The following is a 21,975-nucleotide window of genomic DNA, read 5'->3' as shown; positions in this document are numbered from 1 at the left end:
GGGCGGCAGCGGCCCGAGGTTCATCAGTCCGCGCCGTGCCAGGCCCGCCACAGGTCGGCGTAGGAGCCGCCGCGGGCCAGCAGCTCGTCGTGGCTGCCCAGCTCGCTGATCCGGCCGTCCTCCACCACCGCGATCCGGTCGGCGTCGTGCGCGGTGTGCAGCCGGTGCGCGATGGCCACCACCGTGCGGCCCGACAGCACCCCCGCCAGCGACCGTTCCAGGTGGCGGGCCGAACGCGGGTCCATCAGGGACGTGGCCTCGTCCAGCACCAGCACGTCCGGGTCGGCCAGCACCACGCGGGCCAGGGCCAGTTGCTGCACGTGCGCCGGGTCCAGCGGGACGTTGCCCGACCCCACCCGCGTACCCAGCCCGTCCGGCAGCGCGCGCACCCAGGGCTCGGCGTCCACGGCGGCCAGAGCCTCCCACAGGCGCTCCTCGTCCACCTCGGCCGCGCCCTCGGGCCGGTCCAGCGCCAGCGCCAGGTTCTCGGCGATCGTCCCCCGGAACATGTGGCTCTCCTGGCTCAGCAGGATCGCCCGCGCGCGCCGTTCCTCGGGAGGCAGGCCCGACACCGGCGCCCCGCTCACACGGACAGCGCCCGAGGTGGGCGGGTGCACGCCCGCGATCAGCTTGCCCAGGGTCGACTTGCCCGCGCCGCTCGGGCCCACCACGGCCAGGCGTTCGCCGGGCGCCAGCACCAGGTCCACGCCGTGCAGGACCTCCGTGTCGGTGTAGGCGAAGCGCACGCCCTCCACCCGCACCTCGCCGGGCCGGGCGGTCCCGGCCGCGTCCGCCGCGGAGTTCGCCCTCCCGTCCGGTTCCCCGGCCAGCTCCACGCCCAGCAGCCTGCGCATGCTGGTGAAGCCCATCATCAGGCTGTCCACCTGGTCCAGCAGCTGGTCCAGGGGCCGCGCCATCTGCCTGCTGAGGAAGACCGCGGTGGCGATCCCGCCCAGGCTCAGCGCTCCGTCGGCGTACAGCAGGCCCGCCACCAGGAAGGTCAGCGCGATCGGGAACATGTACCCGAACTCCAGCGGCGGGTACCAGACGCAGCGCAGCCACAGCGTGTACCGCTCCGCCGCGTAGGCCCGGCCCACCCTCTGCTCGTTGAGCGCGATCCGCCGGGCCTGCCGTCCCAGCGACTCGATGGTGTGCGCGCCCTCCACGGTGTCGGTCACGCTCTGGGTCAGTTCCGAGTAGGTGCCCAGTTCGCGCACGTACCCGTCCGGGGCCCTGCGCGCGTACCAGCGCGTGGACAGCCACAGCACGGGCGCCGACGGCAGCCACGCCAGCAGCAGGAGAGGGTGCAGGACGACGAGGGCGGTGGTGACGACCACCAGGGTCACCGTGCTCACCGCCATCACCGGCACCGAGACGCGCACGGTGTGGCTCAGGTGGCCGATGTCGCGGCCGGTGCGCGCCACCAGGTCGCCCGTGCCCGCCCGTTCCACCACTCCCATCGGGAGCCGGAGCACCGCGCGCACGAACTCCTCGCGCAGCTCGGCCAGCACGCTCTCGCCGAACCGGATCGAGGCCGCCACGGAGGCCAGGGTGAACCCGGCGTGCAGCACCAGCGCCGCGACGATGAGCCCGGCGAGCACGTCGACGCGCGAGGCCGCCTGCCCCGAGGCCGCGGACGGCGCCCCCTCGGCGCGCACGGTGTCGATGATCAGGCCCAGGATCCAGGGCGAGGCCAACGCCATGAGCGCGGCCGTCCCGTACAGCAGGACGACGACGGCGAGCAGCCGTCCGTGCTCGCGCCCGGCGCGGCGCAGCCGCCTCCACACGGCCGCGACCGGCGCGATCGGCAGTCCCGCCGCGTGGTGCTCCGTCGGAGCGGCGGACGTGGCGGGAGCGGCGGGCGCTCCGGGTGCGCTGGCCGCCTCGGGCGCTCGGGGCGTCGGGGACACTCCGGACGCCCGCGGCGGGTCGAGGGCCTCGGCGTTGTCGGCGGCCCGGGTCATGGCTTCCCCTCCGTGGGAACGGCGCGCAGGACGGTGGCGGCGTAGCTCGGGCACCCGGCGAGGAGAGCGCGGTGGCTCCCCTCGGCCGTGAGGCGGCCCTCCTCGACGAACTGCACGTGGTCGGTGTGGTCGAGCAGCAGGGGGCTGGTGGTGACCAGGGCGGTCGTGCGCCCCGCCCGCTCGGCGGGAAGTCCGGCGGCGATCGCGGCCTCGGAGTGGGCGTCCACGGCGGAGGCGGGCTCCACCAGGATCAGGATCTCCGGCTCCAGGGCCAGGGCACGTGCCAGGCGCAGGCGCTGCTGCTGGCCGCCGGAGTACTCGCGGCCGCGCTCGGTGAGCAGCGCGTCCAGCCCGGCGGCGGACTGACGCACCACGTCGTCGGCGTGCGCGGCGCGCACGACCTCGGCCAGGCGTTCGTCGGAGATCCCCTGGTCCGGGGACAGTTCACCGCGCAGGGTTCCGGAGAACAGGTGCGCGTCGTTGGCGGCCACCAGGACTCGGCGGCGCACCCGGGACCGGGGCAGGTCGCGCAGGCGCACGGTCCGGCCCGTGGCCGTCTCGACCAGCGCGGCGTGCGCGCCCTCCTCGTCCCGGTAGCGCCCCAGGCGTTCGGTGATGACGGTGGCGTCGGCGGGGTCGGCGCAGACCACGCCGGTGGTGCGGTGCGCGGCGAGGGTCACTCCGCTGCCCGGGTCGTGCAGGTCGCAGGGGCCGGCCGGTTCCGGCTCGGGGCGCTCGGGGTCGGGGTGGTCGTGCTCCAGGCGCAGCACGCGCACCACGCGACCGGCGGCCACCCGGGCCGAGACGTACATGGACAGGGAGCGCATCAGGTGGCGCACGGCCATGGAGAGCGTTCCGGCGTAGCCGTAGAACGCGACGAGCTGGCCGATGGTGATCTCCCCGGTCAGGGCCAGGCGCGCGCCGTACCAGACGATGCCGACGAGGAGGAGGCCCGGGAGGAGTTCGCGGACGGCGTTGAGGGCGGCGTCCACCCATCCCACGCGCATGGCGGCGGAGCGGACCCCCTGGGAGGCGGTGCGGTAGCGGTGGTCCACGGTGCGCTCGCCTCCCACGCCCCGGAGCACGCGCAGGCCCGCGACCAGGTCGGTGGCCAGGGTGGTGAGTTCGGCCTGCCGGTCGCGCTGGTGCTCCTGGCGGCGGGAGAACAGGTTCAGCAGGGGGACCATCCCCGCCATGATGAGCGGGACCGACACCAGGACGATGACGCCGAAGGTGACGTGCGAGGTGAGCATGAGGGCGCTGACCGCGGCCACCGTCACGAAGACGGCCAGGAGCTGGCCCACCGTCTCGTAGAAGTCACCGACGCGGTCGATGTCCTCGGTGCCCACGGCCACCACCTCGCCGGAGGGCAGGCGTCGGGTGAGCGTGGGGCCCATGCGCACGGAGTGGTCGGTGACCACCTGGATCGTGCGGTAGGCGGACGCGTACCAGTTGAAGCAGTCGGCCCGGTGGGCGAGGGGGACGAGTGCGACGGAGACCGCGACGAGGGCGCTGAGGACGCCGAACCAGCCGAGCAGGGAGCCCGGGTCGCCGCGGGTGACCCCGGAGTCGAGGGCGGCGCCGAGCGCGGCGGAGATGAGCACGCCGGTGAGCATGAAGGCGCCCGTGGTGGTCCCGGCCCACAGCAGTGAGCGGCGCTCCTTCCGGGCGAGCCACCACAGGAACCGGTCGGCCGAACGGCGTTCGGGAACGCCGGTGGGCTGGGGAAGTGTCCGCACAGTATCCGGACTGTAACCAGCGGGGAGGGGCGCGGGCCACCCATTTTTCCGGGGCCGGGAGCGTTCCGCCCCGGTCGCCGGGGGCGGGCGCGCGGGTCAGTCGACGGTGCCCTCGGCGTGGAGGAGTTCGATGAGGCGGCGCACCGCCGGGGCGCAGCGCCGGCGGTCGGCGAAGCCGATCCAGGCGAGTTCGGCGATCTCGTTGTCCGCCGAGATCTCGCCGTCGTACTCGGCGGTGTGGCACGACAGGCGCACGCGGGTGCCCGGGCCCTGGGCGTGGGCGGCCTCGTCGATCACCGCGATCCGGCGGACCGTGTCCGGCCGCAGCACCACGCTGACCTCCTCCAGCGCCTCGCGGGCCACCGCGGCCTCGTCGCTCTCCCCGGGCTCGCGCTTGCCGCCGGGCAGGTAGAACAGGTCCACCCCGTCGGTGCGGACGCACAGCAGGCGCCCCTCGCGGACGTGGACCCAGGCCAGGGCGTCGATGACGGCGGGGGAGGAGGGCGGGGTGGGTGACATGTGACCACCCTATGTCAGGGCGTGGATGTCACCTTTGGGAAACACAGTCGTTACCCCCCTGGGGGCGAGGGGCTCCGCCGGGTAATGTGACTTTTTGGGAGCGCTCCCATGCGCGCAGTAACGGGGAAGCAGGGGAAACCGGGGAACACCACACCGAAGGAAGGCTCATGTCCCGCACACGCATAGCCGTCGGAGCAGCAGTGAGCTCCGTCTCGGCCCTGGCCCTGGGAACGGCGCTGCTCGCCACGGCGCCCGCCTCGGCCGCCGACTCCGAGTTCTACGTCAACCCCAACACGTCGGCGGCCGTCTGGGTCGAGGAGAACCCGAACGACCCCCGGGCCGACGTCATCCGCGACCGCATCGCCTCGGTCGCCCAGGCCACCTGGTTCACCCAGTACAACCCCGCCGAGGTCCGCGACGACGTGGACGCGGTGGTCAGCGCCGCCGACGCCCAGGGCCAGACCCCCATCCTGGTGGTCTACAACATCCCCGGCCGCGACTGCGGCAACCACAGCGGCGGCGGGGCGCCCAGCCACGACGCCTACCGTGCCTGGGTGGACGAGGTCGCCGCGGGGCTGGAGGGCCGGTCCGCCACCATCGTCCTGGAGCCCGACGCCCTGCCGCTGGTGAGCGGCTGCAGCGACCCCTCCGAACTCCTGGACTCCATGGCCTACGCGGGCAAGGCGCTCATGGAGGGCTCCTCCGAGGCCAGGGTCTACTTCGACATCGGCAACTCGGCCTGGCTGGACCCGCAGGAGGCCGCCGACCTGCTCAACGGCGCGGACGTCGCGAACAGCGCGCACGGCGTCGCCACCAACACCTCCAACTACAACTGGACCCACGACGAGGTCGCCTTCGCCGAGGCCGTCATCTCCGCGACGGGCGTGTCCGGCCTCGGCGCCGTGATCGACACCAGCCGCAACGGCAACGGCCCCGCGCCCCAGAACGAGTGGTGCGACCCGCCGGGACGGATGATCGGCCGCCCCAGCACCACCGACACCGGGAACCCGCTGATCGACGCCTTCATCTGGACCAAGCTGCCCGGTGAGGCCGACGGCTGCATCGCGCCCGCGGGGCAGTTCGTGCCCCAGGCCGCCTACGACATGGCGGTGAACGCCCCCGAGCACCCCACCGACCCCGGTGGGCCGACCGACCCCGAGGAGCCCACCGACCCGCCCGCGGGCGAGGGCTGCACGGCCGACTACAGGGTCGTCAGCGAGTGGGGCAACGGCTTCCAGGCGGCGGTGACGGTCACCGCCGAGGACTCCCTCAGCGGCTGGACCGTGACGTGGACCTACGCCGACGGGCAGCGGTTCAGCCAGGGCTGGAACGCCGAGTTCTCCAGCAGCGGGTCGCGGGTCACCGCCTCCGACCTCGGCTGGAACGGCACGCTCAGCGCCGGCGGCAGCACCGAGTTCGGGTTCACCGGGACCCACGGCGGTAGCAACGGCACGCCCGAGGTGACGTGCTCCGCGGCCTGACCGCACTGACGGGGTGGGGCCCAGCGCGTCCCACCCCGTCCTCCTGGCCGCCTCCGGCCAACCGCGCCGAACCCCGTACCCCGGGGCCGGGGAAGCACTAGCATCCCCGGTGGGTGAAGGGCGGACACGGATGACGGTTCCACAGGTGGGCGAGCGGACCCTGGTGGAGGACAGCGCCTGCGGCGGTTTCCCCGCGCAGGAGGCCGGTTCCCGGCAGGCGCGCGAACGGGCCTACAACCTGTACAGCGCGGCCGTCGGCGCCTGCCTGAGCAGGACCGGGCTCCGGGAGCGCGCCGCCGAACTCCTCGCGCGGGAGGCACGGCTGCCCTTCCTCGACGACGGGGAGGTCGCCCGGCTCAACCGGGAGCTCCCGGGAATCGTCGCCGAGCTGCGGGCCGAGCCGATCCGGGTCCGCGACGGCGCGACCCCCGGGGAACCGGGCCCCGTCCTGGCCGGGTCCGACCTGGACGCGCTGTTCGACCTCGCGCTCCGCGACCGGCTCACCGGACCGGCCCGCGAGCGTCCCCGACTCCTGCTCCTGGGCGGCCAGCCCGGCTCGGGCAAGTCCACCCTCCAGCGCCTGGTCCTGCCGTTCCTGCCCGAGGGCACCGTCAGCTACGACGGCGACGACCTGCTGCGCCTGGCGCCGGACTACGAGTGGGCGATGGCCGCCGACGACCGCGCCGCCTCCACCGCCCTGGCCCGGCAGGTCGGCGGCCTGCACGGGCTGGCCATGGAGCACATGCGCGCGGGCCGCGTGGACGCCGTGTGCAGCCACCCCCTCGGCCGCGCCGACTGGGCCGCGTCCTGGGTGGAGGGGTTCCGCGACGCGGGGTACCGGGTGGAGGTCGCCCTCGTGGCCACCCACAGTTCCAACAGCCGCTTCGCGATCGCCGACCGGTACGCCCGGGCCCGCGCCGACCAGGGTTTCGGCAGGTGGATGCCCGAACTCCACCATGACCGTTCCTATCTGGGCCTCCCCAACACGGTGGAGTTCCTGGAGACCCACCGGCTGGCGGACTCGCTCTACGTCCTCTCCCGCGACGGCGACGTGCTCTACGCCAACCACCGGGAGGAGGACGACTGGCGGACCGAGCCGTTCGGGCGCGTCGCCCTGGAGGCCGAACGCGGGCGCAGGGAGCTGTGGCACGCGTCCGGGAGCGCCCCGCGCAGCGCGGTCTGAGCGGCCCCGCGGGTTCTCAGTCCCGGGCCGCCAGCCTCCGCACGGCCTCCCGGTCCTCCTCGCCGAACCGCTCCTCCAGGTCCTCGGGCGTGGCGTCCAGGTCGATGCGCGACACGGGCACCCCGCGCGCGGACCCGATCGCGCCGAGGCGGCGCAGCGCGCGGTCGCTCGCGTAGCGGACCAGCTCCCCCGGCGGCAGTTCGTAGCGTCGGGTCGCCTGGGCCCCCGAGGGCTCCTCACCGCGTTCCACCGTGGACACCACGTGCGGCAGCAGCTCGTCCAGCCGCTCGCGCACCACGTCCCAGTTGGCGTCGTCGGCCGCGACGTGGCGGCGGCAGGTGAAGGTGCCCCACGCCATGTGGCGCCGCTCGTCGTCGCCGATCCCGCGCACGATCCGGCGCATCCCCGGGAAGACGTCGCGCACCGTGCACAGGTGGTTCCAGGCGTAGTACCCGGTCAGCGCCAGCGAGCCCTCGATGACGTGGTTGTAGGTGACCGAGGCGCGCACCTGGTTGCGGGGGCTCGGGTCCTCCAGCAGCGCCTCCAACGAGCTGGGCAGCTCCTCGTGGAACAGCGTCCGGTAGCCCGGGTTGGCGTCCACGTACCCGTGCAGGTCCTCGTGGACCCCGAGCGCGTCCAGCCACAGCCGGAACGCCTGGACGTGCCTGGCCTCCTCGAACGCGAACTGGGTCAGGTACATCTCGTCGCCCAGCCGCCCCTCCGCGGCCATGGCCCGGAGGAAGGGCTGGATGTCCTCCGTCACCGCTTCCTCGCCCGCCACGAAGAACGCGCACAGCCGCAGGATCCGCGCCCGGGCCCCCTCGCCCAGCTTCTCCCAGTCCTCGGCGTCCCGGCTCAGGTCGATGTCCGCCGGGTTCCAGAACCGGGCGTTGCCCTTGGCGAACAGCTTGAGCGGGAGGGAGTCCCAGTTCAGGCCGCCGCCCCGGAGCGAGTGGAAGCCGGTGCGGCGCCGCGCGGGAGGGGGCGGGGGCGGGGCGGGGGAGACGGGCACGGGGAGGACCTCCTGGCCGCTGGGGGAGCTGCTGTGCCCTCATGATTGGACACGAAAGGGGTTCGTGTAAAGAGCGAACGGGATGCGCGGCGCCAAGAACCGAATCCGACTCGGTCGGATGTGCGACCGCGGCCGTTGACGGCGCGCCCCCGCCGAAACGGTACGGTCGGGGAGTACCGACCGCACCGAACGATCGGGGAACGACGTGTTCTGTGGTGATCCCGGCACATCCGGCTACACCGCGTGCGCCGCCCAGACCCAGCTCTTCGCGTTGGCCTCCGCCATCCCCGCCCTGCTCGGCATGGCGCTCCTCGTGGCGGCCTTCACCGCGCCGTCCGTGCGGGGCGACCGGCTCCTGCGCACCCGCACCCTGAGCTACTCCCTGGTGGCCTGGGGGATCGCCGCGGGCACCTACGTCATGGGCGGTCTGCCGTCCTTCTGAGCGGCGCGAACCCCGGGCGGACGCGCCCCGCCGGGCCGCGTGCGGGGCCGCCCGACCCGGTCAGATCTCCTCGCCCGACAGCAGGTCGCCGGCGTCGGTGATCCGGTAGGCGTACCCCTGTTCGGCCAGGAAGCGCTGCCGGTGCGCGGCGTAGTCCTGGTCGAGGGTGTCGCGCGCCACCACCGCGTAGAAGCGGGCGGCGCGGCCGTCGGCCTTGGGGCGCAGCACCCGGCCGAGCCGCTGCGCCTCCTCCTGCCGCGAGCCGAAGGACCCCGACACCTGCACCGCGACACCGGCCTCGGGCAGGTCGATGGAGAAGTTCGCGACCTTCGACACCACCAGCGTCCGCAGGTCCCCGGAGCGGAAGGCGTCGAAGAGGCGCTCGCGCTCCTTGTTGCGGGTCTCGCCCTTGATCACCGGCGCGCCCAGCGACGCGCCGAGCTCGTCCAGCTGGTCGATGTAGGAGCCGATGACCAGCACCTGCTCATCGGGGTGGCGCTCCACGATCTCCCGGACCACGGAGGTCTTGGTCTCGGAGGAGGCGCAGAACCGGTAGCGGTCCTCCGGCTCGGCGGTCGCGTACGCCAGCCGCTCGGCCTCCGACAGGTCCACCCGCACCTCGACGCAGTCCGCGGGGGCGATCCACCCCTGGTTCTCCATGTCCTTCCACGGCGCGTCGTAGCGCTTGGGGCCGATCAGCGAGAACACGTCGCCCTCGCGGCCGTCCTCGCGCACCAGGGTCGCGGTCAGGCCCAGTCGGCGCCGGGCCTGGAGGTCGGCGGTCATCCGGAAGATCGGCGCGGGCAGCAGGTGCACCTCGTCGTAGACGACCAGGCCCCAGTCGCGGGCGTCGAACAGCTCCAGGTGCGTGTACACGCCCTTGCGCCTGGCCGCCATGACCTGGTAGGTGGCGATGGTGACGGGGCGGATCTCCTTGCGGGTGCCCGAGTACTCGCCGATCTCGTCCTCGGTCAGCGAGGTGCGCCGCAGCAGCTCGGTCTTCCACTGGTGCACCGACACCGTGTTCGTCACCAGGATGAGCGTGGTCGCCCCGGTCATGGCCATCGCCGCCGCGCCGACCACGGTCTTGCCCGCGCCGCACGGCAGGACCACCACGCCGGACCCGCCCGCGTGGAAGCTCTCCGCGGCCTCCCTCTGGTAGCCGCGCAGCTCCCAGCCGTCCTGGTCGAGGTCGATGGGGTGCGCCTCGCCGTCCACGTACCCGGCCAGGTCCTCGGCGGGCCACCCGATCTTGAGCAGCGCCTGCTTGAGGTTGCCGCGCTCGCTCGGGTGCACGGCGACCGAGTCCTCGCCCAGCCGCTCGCCCAGCATGCCCTTGAGCTTCTTGGCGCGGACGACCTCCTCCAGCACGGCGCGGTCGGAGGACTCCAGGACCAGGCCGTGCCGCGGGTCTCCCACGAGCCGCAGCCGCCCGTAGCGGTCCATCGTCTCGGCGATGTCCACCAGCAGCGAGTGCGGCACCGGGAACTTGGAGAACCGGATCAGCGCGTCCACGACCTGCTCGGCGTCGTGTCCGGCGGCACGGGAGTTCCACAGGGCCAGCGGTGTGATCCGGTAGGTGTGCACGTGTTCGGGCGCGCGTTCGAGTTCGGCGAAGGGGGCGATGGCCCGGCGGCACTCGCCGGCCAGCTCGTGGTCGACCTCCAGCAGGAGCGTCTTGTCGGACTGGACGATCAGGCAGGACAACACGGACCTTCAATCTCGCGGGGCGGGGGCGGCCACAGGTGCAACGCATCCGGGCCTCCGATCATGCCCGCGGGGCCCGTGCCCCTTCCGCGGACCGCGGCGCGCGGCGCGGGGGGATCCGGCAGGGGCCCGGTCAGGAGGTGAACAGGAGCATCACCATGGCCAGGACGACGACCGGGATGAGGAACAGGACGAACAGGGCGAAGTAGGCGAAGTTGCAGGTCCAGGTGTACCGGATGTACCGCTCCACCCGTTCGGGGTCGGGAAGCCCGCGCAGCGCCGCGATGCCGAACCAGACCCCGGGCACGTTCACCGCCAGCAGGAAGAACCAGAAGCCCAGGTACATCATCAGGATCGACGCCGCCGCGCTGAGGACGGCCACCACCAGCGCGGCCACGGCGCCGCCCACACGGGCGGGAGGGGCCGCCGGGGCGACCGCCCCGGGAGGGAGCGCCGGATCGGGGTGCGCCGCCAGCGGGGAGGCGCTCGCGGGGGCGGGGCCCGTGGCGTGTCCTCCCGGGCCGGGCGGACACGGCGCGCCCGGCGCGCCGAACTGCCCGGGCGCGACCGGGGCCCCGGGCAGCCGGAACGGCGCCGAGGACGCCGGGCGCCCCCGGCCGCCTCCGGACACGGACCCCGGCGTGTGGCCGTGCTTCCTCTCCCAGAAGGCCTTCGGGCCGCCTCCGCCGTTCATCACCGTTCGTCCCCCTCCCCCTGCCTGCCGGACCCGCCTCGTACCGCTCCCGGCGCCGTCACCGCCGGTCATCCCCCGCGCTCCGTGCAGACGCGGTGCCCGGTGGCCCCGCCCGCCAAACACGGCTCAGTAGTTGGTGACCGGGACGATCCCCTGGATCCAGGAGCCCGCCTGGGTGAACATCACCAGCGTCAGCACCAGCATCACGAAGAGCATCACCCCGGCCGCGCCCAGGCAGTACCAGGAGTAGCGCGTGAGCGTCTCGGCCTGGACCGCGCGCCCCCGGTCGCGGGCGTGGGCGGCGCGCACCGCGAACACGATCCCGGCCACGCCGAACAGCCAGTTCATGCAGCACACGAAGGTCAGGGCGTGCAGGATCAGCGCCATCGTCGAACTGCTGGCCCCGATCGCCGCCCGGCGTGCGTCGGGTCCGCCGTCGCGCTCGTCCTCGCGGTCGTCGCGGCGGCCGCTCCCGGCCCCGCGCCCCCCGCCGCGCTCGGGGGCGCGGGACCTGCGGCGCTCGCGGTCGTCGTCGCGTCCGTGCTCACGGGGGGACGATGCCCCGGGGGGCAGCGATGCGTTGCTCATGGGGGTTCTCTCGCTGTCGGTGGGTCGACCAACTCGGTTCCAGACTAGCCCGCCGCCTCCGGGGCGATCGTGAGGAATCCGGGTGCGTCCTAGCGCGGCTCCACCCGCTCCTGCCGCCCCGCCTCCTCCCCCGGCTCAGGGGCCAGCTCGGCCACGGCGGTCACCCGGTGCACGGCGAACCGGTGCACCGCCGCCCGGGTCGCGTCGTAGGCGGTCAGGAAGCCCCCGTCCACACCCGACGGCTCCACGATCCGGCTCACCTGCCGGCCGTCGGTGTCGGTGTAGCCGATCCACACCCTCCGGCCGTCCCTGGCGGCTCCCGCGAGCACCTCCAGCACCGCCGCCGACCGCGACCCCGGCGGGCCGTTCTCGGGCAGCGGGACCGGTGTGCGCGCCGCCGTGGCGGCCTCGTCCCCGGCCCGCACGGCGCGCACGGCCGCGGCCGCCAGCGCGTGCGACACCGCCGACCCGTCCATCGCGGGGGGCGGTGCGTCCGCCGCGTCGGCCCGGCGCACCTCGGGGCGGCTCAGCCGCATCGACCCGTCCCCGCCCTCGGGCACCGGGTGGTACCCCAGCTGCCGCAGCCGCTCCACCAGCGCCGCGCGGGTCGACCGGCTCGCCACCACGGTCGGCGCCAGCCTCAGCAGCCCCAGGTCGTCGGCCCGCCGGTCGCTGACCAGCTCCTCCAGCAGCGCGGGCTCGTCGCAGCGCAGGTAGCTCGACGCCGAACCGGCCCGCAGCCGTCCGTGCCGCCGGCCCACGTCCGACACCAGGTACCGCAGGGCCTGGGGGAGCGGGGTGCGCGAGTGGCGTTCGAGCAGGGCGGTGATGTCGGCGACGCCCCGTCCGGCGTCCAGCGCCCGACGCACCGACCCCTCCGTGAACCGGTACACCGTGGCCCCGCCGGTGGACTCCACGTCGGCGACCAGGGCCAGCTCACGGGCCAGTTCGGCCACCAGCGGGCCCGGCGCGACGGCCGTCAGGTCGCCCTGCACCAGCACGTAGTCCAGCGGCTTGGGCAGCTCCCCGCCCAGGACGCGCGCGGCCGCGTCCTCGTCGCCGTCCAGCAGCGGCCGGACGTGGTCGGCCAGCGCGCCGCGCCCGGTCAGGCCGAGCGCGGCCGCCTCGGCCGCGGCCGCCCGCACCAGCTCGGCGTAGACCGGCGACTGGCGGCGCGGGCGCCGCCAGGACAGGCGCGCCGACAGTGAGTCCGGCAGCGGGGCCAGACCCGGTTCCGCGGTGCCCAGCTCCGTGAGCAGGTCGCGGCGGGCCTGCGGCGCGGCCGGACGGACCAGGCCCGGACCGAGCGCGTTGCGCATCCGTCCGCCCGAGTCGCGCGACCCGCTCAGCGACGCCACGCGGTCCGACTCCAGCCAGGCGGAGGCCAGCCGCAGCCACCGGTGCGCGGGCGCGCGCTCCCGCCACAGGTCGTACTCGCGGGTGGGCAGCCACTCGCCCTCGACCCGGTCGTCGGCGCCCAGCAGCCCGGCGGCGTACGCGACCTCCACGAACAGAGCGGCGGTGGCCTCGTCGGTGTCCATCGTCTGGGCGGCGCGGCGCAGGTCGCGTACGCCCAGGCCGCCGTTGCGCAGCACCGCGGCGGGGTCCTCGGACCAGTGCTCCAGGAGCTCCTCGACGGCCCGCAGCACCGTGAAGGCCTGCCCCGCGGCCGCCCGTGTCACGGCTTCGGCGGGGTGCGCGGTCCCCTCGAAGGGCGGCGGCGCGGTGGTGACCTCGCGGAACAGCCGGCCCGAACGCAGGTGCAGCCCCACCTCGCGCGGAAGGGTGAGGGTGTCGTCGCCGCTCGGCAGCAGGAGGGCGCGGGCGATCAGCTCCTCGACCGGGGAGGCGGCGGTCTCCAGGGTGACCTCGCGGCGGGCGTCGGAGACGGTCCCGTGCGGCGGCCCCCACACCATGCTGTCCAGCAGCCGCCGGGCCTGGTCGCCGACCGGTCCGGGCGGGGCGGACAGCACGGCGGCGACCGCCTCGACGGGGGTGTCCCCTCCGCCGCCCGGCGCGAGGTCGTCGGCGAGCCTCCTGACGGCGGCGTGCGGCAGCGCGGCGAGCAGCACGCGCGCGGGCGGGCCGAGCTGGGCGGGCTGGGGGAGCAGGTCGCGCAGCACCTGGACGGGGCGCAGCCGCCCCCGGTCGGGCCAGACCAGGGCCAGGCGCAGCAGGGTGTCCAGGGCCTCGCCGACCGGTCCGCCCACCGTGTCGTGCGCCGATGCGCCGGTCCGCGCGTCGGCCGCCCCCGTGGCCGGTCCGCCGACCGGGGCGCCGTCCGGGGGGCCCGCCGTCGCGTCCGCCCGGTCGGCCGCGTGGCCGCCCACCGGTCCGAGCGCGTCGGCCAGTTCGGCGGCGGACACCCCCACCGGCTCGGACAGCCGGTCGTTACCGAGCGCGACCACCGACTCCAGCACCTGGAGCGTGAACCGGTCCAGCCGCTCCAGGACCCGCAGAACGGTGTTGCGGGTGGTGGCCCGCGAGGCGAGCGCGCCGATGTCGGCGGGGACGGGCTGGGCCAGGTCCGGGCGGGCCCGCAGCAGGGCGACGAGTGCGTCGTCCGACCGGCCGCGCAGCCAGGAGGTGAACGTGGGGGGACGGCCCGACGCGGGGGCCGTGCGGTTCCCCGTGCCCGGTTCGCGCCCGTCGGGCGGTGCGTTGTCGCTCATCGGTTCAACGCTAAGCGATCAGGGCCCCGGTGTTCGCGTCCGTCCCCTGTGGCTTCCGCGACTGCCTCCGGCACACCGTCGTGGACCGTATCCGAAGGAAAATCGGTGACCGAAACTGGGAAGTAGGGCTTAAAAGCCAGGTCATCCTGAGCCAATATGGGGGCATGAACCAGCGCTCGGAACAACTGGTACTGGATTATCTGTCCGAGGTCGGCCTGGAGCTGCACGGTCGCATGACCGCGCGGGAACGCACCGCCTACCTCGCCGGAGTGCGCTCGCGCATCGACGCGCGCCGCGCCGCCGCGGGACACGACGTGGACACCGTCCGGGGGATCCTCAGGGGTCTGGGCACACCCCGGGACCTGGTGGAACGCGACCTCGACGGCCGCGACCTCGACGTCGAGGACGACGAGCTGATCCCCGCCAGGCCGCGCCACGCCGACCGGCCGCCGCCGCCCTGGCGGGGCGGCCCCGACCGCGGGATCAGGTCCCTGCTGGAGGGGCCCGGCCAGACGGAGATGCGCGTCCGGGGCCGCCGCGCGGACCGCGGCGACCGGCCCGGACAGCGCGACCGGCCCGACCGCGGCGGCCCGGTGGCGGTGCTGCGCCGCCACCCGCCCGAGGCCGCGGCCCTGCTCCTGCTGCTGCTGGCCGTGCCCTGGTGGTGGGACCTGGCCTTCCTGTGGGTCCTGGGGGCGGCCCTGATCCTGCTCAGCCAGGTGTGGCCCGCCCGAGACAAGTGGATCGGCGTGGGCCTGCCCCTGTTCTCCTGCGCGCTCGGCATGGCCCTGTGGAGCGGCGAGGCCGAGTTCGCCGACGAGTACGTCCAGGAGTCCCTGACCGCCACCGGGGTCATCGGCCTCGGCGCGGCCTCCCTGGTGTGCGCGGTCTACCTCTACTCCCGGCTCCCGCGCCCGGCGCCGTACGCGCGGGACGCGGCACCGCGCTGAGGGCGTGCGCGCGGCCGTGCGCCGTGGCGGGGCACGTGCGGTGTCCTCCCAGCTCAACGGCCTGGTCCCGCTGGTCATTGCTTGGCAAACGCTGGGGAATAACCTTTTCCGGTCGGCCCGTTACCGCGCGTCCGAACACACGGATTCGGGTAGTCATGTCGGTACACCGCCTCTTTCGCTTCAGGCGGTCGCGTCAGTACCGGCGCCCCGGCCTCCAGCCCGGTCGCCACAGCAGCCGAGGCGGCCCACGTCTCCGCCGAGTCCCGTCCCACACTCCGCACCCAGCGGTGCGGGGCCGCAGTCGGCGCCGCGAGGCCCGGATGATCCGCATCCGGGCCTCCTCGCCGTGTCCGGGCCCGTGCCGCCTCCGGCAGGCCCCGCCCCGCCGGACGCGAGCGGGGACCGGCGGCCGTTTATGCCCTCGCGCCGGTGAGTCCCCGGGCACTACTTTGGAGGCACCCGTGGAAAAACCAGGGGTGTCCCGGCGACGCGCGGGCCGCGCGGATCCCACCGCGCCCGCCCGCGGCCCGTTCCCGGCACACCCGCCAGTGAAAGCATGAGGTCCCCAGGTGCCCACCGGCAAGGTCAAGTGGTACGACGGCGACAAGGGTTTCGGTTTCCTCACCCGCGACGACGGCGGTGAGGTCTTCGTGCACTCCTCCTCGCTCCCTCCGGGCACCACGTCGCTGCGGCCCGGTCAGAAGGTCGAGTTCGGCGTGGCCGAGGGCCGCAAGGGCGCCCAGGCGCTCCAGGTCAGGCTCCTGGAGGACCAGCACTCGGTCGCCCGGGCGCGGCGCAAGAAGCCGGACGAGATGGTGGTGATCACCGAGGACCTCATCAAGCTGCTGGAGGGCCTGTCCAACGGCTACCGCCGGGGACGCCACCCCGAACGCCGCGAGGCGGCCAGGATCGCCTCCGTGCTGCGCGTGGTCGCCGACGATCTGGAGGCCTGAGCGGTCCGCGCGCCCCCGGCCCGGCCCGGTGCCCCCGGTCCCCGGGCGGTCGCGGCTCCGAGACCTCTTCCGGAGGATGTATCGGGCGAACCTTGACCCTCGTTATGGTCAAATCGGTGCTCGCGATCAGTGAGAATGGGGGCGTGAGCCCTACTCGACGTTCTCCTGTACCGGACAAGGCATGTATCGAGGCGGTGGAGCTGGCTCGCTCGGTGGCCGCCGAGGTCGGGCGACCCGAGTGGGTGGGTGAGCACCTCGCCCCCCAGGTCGAGGACACCCGCCTGGTCACTCACCTCTTCACCTGCCTGGACCCCGCCTACCCGGGGTGGAACTACGCCGTCACCGTGGTCCGCGCCTCGCGCGCCAAACAGGTCACGGTGAACGAGGTCGTTCTGCTGCCCGGCGAAGGCGCCCTCGCCCCGCCCGAGTGGGTGCCCTGGAAGGAGCGCCTGCGCCCCGGCGACCTCGGCGTGGGCGACCTGCTGCCCGCCGAGGAGGACGACGAACGGCTCGTCCCCGGCTACGCCCAGGTGCCCGACAGCGAGCTGGACGCCGAGGGCGAGGACCGGCAGGCGATCTGGGAGCTGGGCCTGGGCCGACGCCAGGTGCTCTCGGAGTTCGGACGCGAGCAGGCCGCCGAGCGCTGGTACAACGGCGAGGGCGGCCCGCGCAGCCCGATCGCGGCAGCCGCGCCCGCACGCTGCCTCACCTGCGGTTTCATGACCCCGCTCGCCGGTGAGCTGCGCCAGATGTTCGGTGTGTGCACCAACGAGTACGCCCCCGACGACGGCCGCGTGGTCTCGATGGACCACGGCTGCGGCGCCCATTCCGAGGTGCGCCGTCCCGAGTCGCGCAACGATCCGGTCAAGCCTGTCGTGGACGAGATGGGCTACGACCACATCGTCTTCGACGACACGGCCGAGCTGGAACTGGTCTCCTCGGACTCCTGACGTCGGCGTACGCCGACGCCGTCCGAGGCCGACGCCGAGCTCGGACACCGTCTGGATCCGCCGCGTCCCGGAGCCGCCCGGGACCTGCCTCCTCCCGACGCTGTGCCGCCGCGCCGCACGGTCCGGCCCCAGCCCTCCGCTCCGGTGGGCTAGGGTCGGTTTACCGCATCCGATCCCGCCCCGGGTGCACCGTGCCGGGCGTGCCCGCAGCGCAGGAGGAAACCGCCATGGCCGAGCCGCTGACCGCTTCGGTGGCCGATCCCTACAACACCGCCGAACTGCGCCGACGCGTTCTGGCCGCGTGGGCCGACGCCCCCGCGCGCTTCCGTGAGGACGCCAACGCGGAGGAGGACTTCGCACTCGGCGGCTACCGCGACCGGGTCGTGGTCGAACTGGCCCAGAACGCCGCCGACGCCGCCCGCCGCGCGGGTGTCCCGGGCCGGCTGCGCCTGGCGCTGACCGGCCACCGGCTGACCGCCGCCAACACCGGCGCACCCCTGACCGCCGAGGGCGTGGAGTCGCTGGCCACGCTGAGGGCCTCCACCAAGCGCGGCGAGCAGGGCTCGGCCGGACGCTTCGGCGTGGGCTTCTCCGCGGTGGCCGCGCTCAGCGACGACGTCACCGTCGACTCCGGCGGCTCGGCCGTCCGCTTCAGCGCCGAGGCCGCCCGCGCCGCGGTCGCGGACCTGCTGGGCGACGACGGCGCCCACAGCGGCCTCGCGCGGGAGGTGGAGAGCCGTTCCGGGCACGTGCCCATGCTGCGCCTGCCCTTCCCCGCCGAGGCCGTCAACCGTGCGACCTCCGAGGCCCCTGAGGCGGGAGAGGGCACCGAGGGCTACGACACCGTCGTCACCCTCCTGCTGCGCGACGACCGCGCGCGCGACCGGGTGCGCGAACTCCTGGACCGGACCGGCGAGGCGCTCCTGCTCGCCCTGCCCGGCCTGGTCGAGGTGCGCGTGGACGTCGAGGGCGCCGAACGCGTCCTCACCCGCGAGGAGGCCGCCGGAACGGCCGACCTGGTCACCGCGCACCTGGACGGCGACGGCACCCGGACCACCCTGTGGCGGACCCTCGAACGCTCGGGCGCCTTCGACCCCGCCCTGCTCGCCGACCGGCCCACCGAGGAACGGGACCGCACGTCGTGGTCGCTGACGTGGGCGGTCCCCGTGGACGAGGACGGCGCGGTCGCCGCCCTGCCCGCCGACGTCGAGTCCGTGGTCCACGCGCCCACGCCCACCGACACCGAGCTCGACCTGCCCGCCGTCCTCATCGGTACCTTCCCGCTGGGCAGCGACCGGCGCGCGGTCCAGCCCGGGGCCGCCACCGACCTGCTGCTCATGGAGGCCGCGGAGGCCTACTGCGCCCTGCTGCGGCGCTTCGACCCCCGGGCGTCGCTCGACCTGGTGCCCGGGACCCGTGTGGGCGGCGGCGCCGTCGACGCCGTCTTCCGCGCCCGGGTGGCCGAGCCCCTCCAGGACACACCGTTCCTGGTGACGGCGGCCGGTGCGCCCGTCGCCCCGCGCGACGCCGTGCTCCTCGACACCGGTGGTCCGGGCGGGACCGACGGCCCCGCCGCCGACCTCGTCCGCGTCCTGTCCGAACTCGTTCCCCCGCTGCTGCCCGGGAGCTGGAGTCCGCGCCACCCGGCGCTGGCCGCCCTGCGCGTCCACCGCCTCGGCCTGGCCGACGTCGCCGACCTGCTCGCCGACACCGACCGGCCCCCGCACTGGTGGGCCGCGCTCTACGCCGCCCTGGACCGGGCGGGCAGGGGCGGTGCCGACCTGGACGAACTCGGCGCCCTGCCCGTCCCGCTGGCCGACGGCAGGCTCGTGCGCGGCCCCCGCTCGCTGCTGGTGCCCTCGCGGGACTGGTCGGCGGCGGACGGCGCGCGCGGTGACGACCGGGACGGCTGGGACGACCGGGGAGAGCAGGACGACTGGGACAGCTGGGACGACCGGGACACCTGGGACGGCCGAGGGGACGGGGACGACCGGCGCGAGCGCGGGCCCCTGGACGCCCTGGCCGCCCTGGGCGTGCGCGTCGTGCACCCCGAGGCCGTGCACCCGCTCCTCAACCGCCTGGGCGCGGTGGAGGCCAGCGCCGCGACCGTTCTGCGCGACGGGCGCACCGAGGCCGCCGTCCGCGCCTCCCTGGACGCCGACGACCCCGACCCCGTGGCCGAGGCCGTGCTCGGCCTGGTGTCCGCCTCGGGGATCAGCGTCGCCGACGTGCCCTGGCTCTCTGAGCTGGCCCTGCGCGACGACGAGGACGGCTACTCGGTCGCCGCCGAGCTCCTCGTGCCCGGCGCGCCCCTGGCCGACCTCCTCGTGGACGACGCCCCCTTCGGCACCGTGCACCCGGACCTGGTGGAACGGCACGGGACCGGGGCCCTGCGCGCCGTCGGCGCGCTGTGGGAGCTGACCGCGGTCCGCGCCGAGGAGGTCGCGCTGGGCGAGGACCTGGCCTCCGTCTTCGACGGCGCGGCGGGTGAGGAGGGCCCGGACGGCCTGGAGGACTGGGCCGACGAGGTCCTCGAACGCGTGGGCGACCCGGAGCTGCCGCCGGTCGTCCCCGAGCTGGTGTGCGTCGCCGACCTGGACTACGTGGCCGACGAGCAGTGGCCCCGCGCCCTGGCCATGCTCGCCGAGGGGCCGCTGCGCGAGGCGGTGACCGCCCCCGCCCGCGTACTGCTGCCCGACGGCCGCGTGGCGGACGTGCCCTCCTACACCGCCTGGTGGCTGCGCACGCGGGCCCTGCTGGGCGGGAGCGCGCCCGCGGGGCTGCGGCTGGGGGACGCCGACCCCGCCCTGGTGGGCCTGTACGACGAGGTGAGCGCCGACGTCGATCCGGAGTTCGCCCGCGCCCTGGGCGTGCGCACCACCCTGGAGGACGTGCTGGCGGACCCGGACGGCGCGGACGACCTGCTCGCCCGGCTGGCCGACCCCCAGCGGCACGTGGACCGCGCGTCGCTGCGCAGGGTGTGGGCCGCCCTGGCCGGGGTGGACGCCGACCTGGTCACCCCGCCGTCCCGCGTGCGGGCGGTGCGGGGCGGGTCGATCGTGGTGGCCGACGCCGAGGACGCGGTCGTGGTGGACTCCCCGGATCTGCTGCCGCTGCTGGAGGAGCAGGAGCGGGCCCTGGTGCTCGCCCCGGCCGAGGCGGCCGAGGCCGTGGCGGACGTGCTCGACCTGGACCTGGCCAGCGAGGCCGTGACGGGAAGGGTCGGGTCCGCGGGGCAGATGCGCCAGGTTCCGGACGAGGCGGACCTCTTCCTCGACCCGGCGGGGGAGCCCGACCGCACCTACCTGCACCACCAGACGCTCACGGTGGACGGGGTGGAGGTGGAGTGGTACGTCGCGGACGGCTCGGCGCACGCCTCGACCACTGACGGGCTGGCCCGGGCGCTGTGCTGGCGCGCGGGGCAGTGGTCCAGGAGGCACGTGCTGGCCGACGCGCTGCGGGAACCGGGTGCGGTGGCGCGGCTGCTGGCCGAGGCCGACCTGGACGACTGAGGCCGCCTCCGGCGCCCACGGGAGCGCCCGGAGGCCGGCCGGCCTCCGGACCCGGCCCGACGACGAGGGGCGCGGCCCCGGTCCCGGGGCCGCGGAGCCCGTCCGCCGCACCCGCCGGGTGCGGCGGACGCAGGTCAGGCCGAAGCGCCCGCCAGGTCCGCGTCCCCGTCCCGGGCCCGCTCCCAGGCGAGCACCTCCACCTCGTCGCCCACGGCCAGCGTTCCGGGTCGGGTGACGGCGAACTTGGCGCCGAAGGCCACCCCGCCCTGGGCCCGGCGGTAGTCCGCCAGGGTGCGCAGCGGCTCGGGTCCCGCCTTGACGCCCCGGGCCTGGTCGACGGTCGTGGCCACGCAGCGGACGCACACCTTGGCGAAGCCCAGCTCCGCGGTGCCCAGGCGCAGGGCGCGGACGCGGTCCTCGGTGTGCGGATCGGCCCACCCCGACACCACGATGTTGGGCCGGAAGCGGTTCATCGGCACGGGTTCGGCGCCCCGGGCGAGGATGCGCTCGCCGAGCAGGTCGAGGGAGGCCAGCGACGCCATCAGCACCGCGGTGCTGTCCGCGAACGCGCTGGTGCCCGGGGTCAGCCCGTCCACGTGGCGGTCGTGGTCGTCGGGCACCCGCACCAGGCGGCTGGGCGCGCCGAGCGCCTCCGACAGCCACTCCGCGGCCTCACGGCCCTGGTCCACGCCGACGAACGGCTGCCGGTGCATGGTCACGTCCAGGCGCGGGCCCTCAGGGTCCACCTCGACCTCCAGGGGCGCCGACCCGCCCGTCCCCGGCCCGGGGGCCCATCCCAGGCTCAGGCGCGCGCCGTCCGCGGTGATCCCCGCATGGATGAGCGCCATGCGGGGGTCGTTGCGCTGGCTGCGGAAGCCCCCGGCGTCGTCGACCACCATGAACGTGCGATCGTGCCTGATACCGGCGGACGTCATCTCGGCGGTCCGCGCGGACGTGCCCGCGCATCCCTTGACCGGGTAGTGGACGAGTTCCTCGATTCGCGCCATGGGAGAACGCTAGCGCATCGCTCAATCAACGCTAGCTTATATACATACTTACTTATATTGTGAGGTCATGCACGCCTTCGACGTCCTCGGGGACCCCGTCCGGCGCCGCCTGCTGGAGCTGCTCAACGAGGGGGAGCACTCCTCGGGCGAGCTGACCGAGGTCGTACGGGCCGAGTTCGGCATCTCCCAGCCCGCCGTCTCCCAGCACCTGCGCGTGCTCCGGGAGAACGGCTTCGCCACCGTGCGCAGGGAGGGCACCCGCAGGCTCTACGCGGTGGACCCCTCGCCGCTGCGCGACGTGGACGCCTGGCTGCGGCGCTTCGCCGCCCGCTGGGAGCCCCGCCTGATGGCTCTGGAGACCGAACCGGCCCGGGGAAGGCGCCGACGCCGAGGGTCCGCCGACGAGGGGCGGGACCGCTAGCGGGGGAGAGCACACCATGGACGTCCGGAAGCGGATCGACGCGGTCGGCCGCACGGCCGAACTCAACGGCGCCGGAGCCGACGCCGCCGCCGGTGCCGGGCCGGAGGAGGTCCGGGCCCCGGCGGAGCGGACCGCGGCCTTCTTCACCGCGGAGCCCGGGGCCTGAGCCCGCCGGGGCCGT

18 protein-coding genes are annotated in these 21,975 nt (G+C 74.9%); 9 read left to right on the top strand and 9 right to left on the bottom strand.

Going from position 1 to position 21,975, the window contains the following annotated elements; translation table 11 throughout:
- Positions 1 to 23 precede the first annotated feature (23 nt).
- The 3 genes from EV372_RS07170 to EV372_RS07160 all read right to left on the bottom strand — a co-directional run bounded on the left by EV372_RS07170 (position 24) and on the right by EV372_RS07160 (position 4,222).
- Positions 24 to 1,964: an ABC transporter ATP-binding protein gene (locus EV372_RS07170; RefSeq protein ID WP_130395355.1), complete on the bottom strand. Its 1,941-nt coding sequence runs from the start codon at positions 1,962 to 1,964 to the stop codon at positions 24 to 26.
- Positions 1,961 to 3,703, bottom strand: a complete 1,743-nt coding sequence (locus tag EV372_RS07165; RefSeq protein WP_130395354.1) for an ABC transporter ATP-binding protein — start codon at positions 3,701 to 3,703, stop codon at positions 1,961 to 1,963. The genes EV372_RS07170 and EV372_RS07165 overlap by 4 nt, the downstream gene beginning before the upstream one ends.
- A 96-nt stretch (positions 3,704 to 3,799) precedes the next feature.
- Entirely contained in the window at positions 3,800 to 4,222 is a 423-nt protein-coding gene (locus EV372_RS07160; RefSeq protein ID WP_130395353.1) for an NUDIX hydrolase, read from the bottom strand.
- Between the two features lie 167 nt (positions 4,223 to 4,389).
- Here EV372_RS07160 and EV372_RS07155 point away from each other — a divergent pair, with 167 nt between their 5' ends.
- Both EV372_RS07155 and EV372_RS07150 read left to right on the top strand, forming a co-directional pair.
- Entirely contained in the window at positions 4,390 to 5,703 is a 1,314-nt protein-coding gene (locus EV372_RS07155; RefSeq protein ID WP_130395352.1) for a glycoside hydrolase family 6 protein, read from the top strand.
- 130 nt (positions 5,704 to 5,833) lie between these two features.
- Positions 5,834 to 6,886 (top strand): zeta toxin family protein, encoded by a 1,053-nt coding sequence (locus EV372_RS07150; RefSeq protein WP_130395351.1) that lies wholly within the window; start codon positions 5,834 to 5,836, stop codon positions 6,884 to 6,886.
- A gap of 16 nt (positions 6,887 to 6,902) precedes the next feature.
- Here the strand turns inward: EV372_RS07150 and EV372_RS07145 are convergent, their stop codons facing one another.
- On the bottom strand, positions 6,903 to 7,898 hold the full coding sequence (locus EV372_RS07145) for a R2-like ligand-binding oxidase (protein WP_130395350.1): 996 nt from the start codon (positions 7,896 to 7,898) through the stop codon (positions 6,903 to 6,905).
- 205 nt (positions 7,899 to 8,103) lie between these two features.
- Between EV372_RS07145 and EV372_RS07140 the strand changes: the two genes are divergently transcribed.
- Positions 8,104 to 8,340: a hypothetical protein gene (locus tag EV372_RS07140; protein ID WP_013155191.1), complete on the top strand. Its 237-nt coding sequence runs from the start codon at positions 8,104 to 8,106 to the stop codon at positions 8,338 to 8,340.
- Positions 8,341 to 8,400: 60 nt separating this feature from the next.
- Here the strand turns inward: EV372_RS07140 and EV372_RS07135 are convergent, their stop codons facing one another.
- From EV372_RS07135 to EV372_RS07120, 4 genes are all read right to left on the bottom strand, one after another.
- Positions 8,401 to 10,047 (bottom strand): DNA repair helicase XPB, encoded by a 1,647-nt coding sequence (locus tag EV372_RS07135; protein ID WP_013155190.1) that lies wholly within the window; start codon positions 10,045 to 10,047, stop codon positions 8,401 to 8,403.
- A 133-nt stretch (positions 10,048 to 10,180) separates the two neighbouring features.
- Positions 10,181 to 10,744 (bottom strand): hypothetical protein, encoded by a 564-nt coding sequence (locus tag EV372_RS29350; protein WP_486484103.1) that lies wholly within the window; start codon positions 10,742 to 10,744, stop codon positions 10,181 to 10,183.
- Between the two features lie 123 nt (positions 10,745 to 10,867).
- Positions 10,868 to 11,329, bottom strand: coding sequence for a hypothetical protein (locus EV372_RS07125; protein WP_130395349.1), 462 nt, complete (start codon positions 11,327 to 11,329; stop codon positions 10,868 to 10,870).
- A gap of 89 nt (positions 11,330 to 11,418) precedes the next feature.
- Complete coding sequence (locus EV372_RS07120; RefSeq protein WP_130395348.1) at positions 11,419 to 14,001, bottom strand: helicase-associated domain-containing protein; 2,583 nt, start codon at positions 13,999 to 14,001, stop codon at positions 11,419 to 11,421.
- A gap of 164 nt (positions 14,002 to 14,165) precedes the next feature.
- Here EV372_RS07120 and EV372_RS07115 point away from each other — a divergent pair, with 164 nt between their 5' ends.
- The 4 genes from EV372_RS07115 to EV372_RS07100 all read left to right on the top strand — a co-directional run bounded on the left by EV372_RS07115 (position 14,166) and on the right by EV372_RS07100 (position 20,366).
- Positions 14,166 to 14,951: a hypothetical protein gene (locus EV372_RS07115; RefSeq protein ID WP_130395347.1), complete on the top strand. Its 786-nt coding sequence runs from the start codon at positions 14,166 to 14,168 to the stop codon at positions 14,949 to 14,951.
- A gap of 569 nt (positions 14,952 to 15,520) precedes the next feature.
- Positions 15,521 to 15,904 (top strand): cold-shock protein, encoded by a 384-nt coding sequence (locus EV372_RS07110; RefSeq protein ID WP_019607893.1) that lies wholly within the window; start codon positions 15,521 to 15,523, stop codon positions 15,902 to 15,904.
- A gap of 194 nt (positions 15,905 to 16,098) precedes the next feature.
- Entirely contained in the window at positions 16,099 to 16,854 is a 756-nt protein-coding gene (locus tag EV372_RS07105) for a DUF3027 domain-containing protein (protein ID WP_019607894.1), read from the top strand.
- 227 nt (positions 16,855 to 17,081) lie between these two features.
- On the top strand, positions 17,082 to 20,366 hold the full coding sequence (locus tag EV372_RS07100; RefSeq protein ID WP_130398801.1) for a sacsin N-terminal ATP-binding-like domain-containing protein: 3,285 nt from the start codon (positions 17,082 to 17,084) through the stop codon (positions 20,364 to 20,366).
- A 134-nt stretch (positions 20,367 to 20,500) separates the two neighbouring features.
- Here the strand turns inward: EV372_RS07100 and EV372_RS07095 are convergent, their stop codons facing one another.
- Positions 20,501 to 21,373, bottom strand: a complete 873-nt coding sequence (locus EV372_RS07095) for an MOSC domain-containing protein (protein WP_130395346.1) — start codon at positions 21,371 to 21,373, stop codon at positions 20,501 to 20,503.
- 67 nt (positions 21,374 to 21,440) lie between these two features.
- Between EV372_RS07095 and EV372_RS07090 the strand changes: the two genes are divergently transcribed.
- Together EV372_RS07090 and EV372_RS29220 are read left to right on the top strand one after the other, a co-directional pair.
- Positions 21,441 to 21,794 (top strand): ArsR/SmtB family transcription factor, encoded by a 354-nt coding sequence (locus EV372_RS07090; RefSeq protein ID WP_130395345.1) that lies wholly within the window; start codon positions 21,441 to 21,443, stop codon positions 21,792 to 21,794.
- A gap of 16 nt (positions 21,795 to 21,810) precedes the next feature.
- Positions 21,811 to 21,960, top strand: coding sequence for a hypothetical protein (locus EV372_RS29220; protein WP_197044371.1), 150 nt, complete (start codon positions 21,811 to 21,813; stop codon positions 21,958 to 21,960).
- Positions 21,961 to 21,975 lie beyond the last annotated feature (15 nt).

Source organism: Nocardiopsis sp. CNZ308, assembly GCF_004217075.1.
The sequence above is the reverse complement of the archived record's forward strand: the minus strand, read 5'-3'. Positions and strand labels throughout refer to the sequence as shown.